This is a genomic window from Glycomyces sp. NPDC021274 (genome assembly GCF_040641195.1).
Lineage (GTDB): Bacteria > Actinomycetota > Actinomycetes > Mycobacteriales > Micromonosporaceae > Glycomyces.
In genome coordinates, this window is record NZ_JBFADC010000153.1 from 1 (window position 1) to 1,001 (window position 1,001).

The window sequence follows — 1,001 nt, forward strand, 5'->3', positions numbered from 1 at the left end:
CCTCGGCCGGCAGGGCTTCCCAGTTGTAGACCAGCTGGGCCTCGCCGACCTGCTCGCCCATACGGTCACCGACCATGTGGACGCCGACCACGGCACCGTCCTTGACCTGGACGAGCTTGATCTCGCCCGCGGTCTTGAGGATCTTGCTCTTGCCGTTGCCCGCAAGGTTGTACTTCAGGGCCACGACCTTGTCCGCGCCGTACAGCTCCTTGGCCTTGGCCTCGGTGATGCCCACCGAGGCGACCTCGGGGTGGCAGTACGTGACGCGCGGGACGCCGTCGTAGTCGATCGGGACGACCTTCTGGCCGGCCAGTCGCTCCGCCACCAGCATGCCCTCGGCGAAGCCGACGTGCGCGAGCTGGAGGGTCGGGACGAGGTCACCGACGGCCGAGATGGTCGGGACGTTGGTCTGCATGTACTCGTCGACCAGGACGTAGCCGCGGTCCATCGCGACGCCCTGCTCCTCGTAGCCCAGACCGGCGGAGACCGGGCCGCGGCCGATGGCGACCAGCAGCACCTCGGCCTCGAAGGTCTTGCCGTCGGCGAGGGTGACCTTGACGCCGTCGGCGGTGTACTCGGCCTTGTCGAAGAAGGTGCCGAGGTTGAACTTGATGCCCCGCTTGCGGAAGGCCCGCTCCAGCAGCTTGGAGCTGTTCTCGTCCTCGACCGGGACGAGGTGCTTGAGGCCCTCGATGACGGTGACGTCGGTGCCGAAGGACTTCCACGCCGAGGCGAACTCGACGCCGATCACGCCGCCGCCCAGGATGATCGCCGACTTCGGGACGCGGTCGAGCGTGAGCGCGTGGTCCGAGGAGATGATGCGGTTGCCGTCGATCTCCAGGCCCGGCAGGGACTTCGGCACGGAGCCGGTCGCCAGCAGGACGTGGCGGCCCTGGACGCGCTGGCCACCCACGTCGACGGAGGTCGGGGAGGACAGCCGGCCCTCGCCCTCGATGTAGGTCACCTTGCGGGAGGCGACCAGACCCTGCAGGCCCTTGTAG

1 protein-coding gene is annotated in these 1,001 nt (G+C 68.6%); it reads right to left on the minus strand.

The window, feature by feature from the left end; genetic code table 11:
• Positions 1–1,001: dihydrolipoyl dehydrogenase (locus AB0I03_RS27270; protein ID WP_360417536.1), on the minus strand; the 1,001-nt coding region annotated here is incomplete at both ends.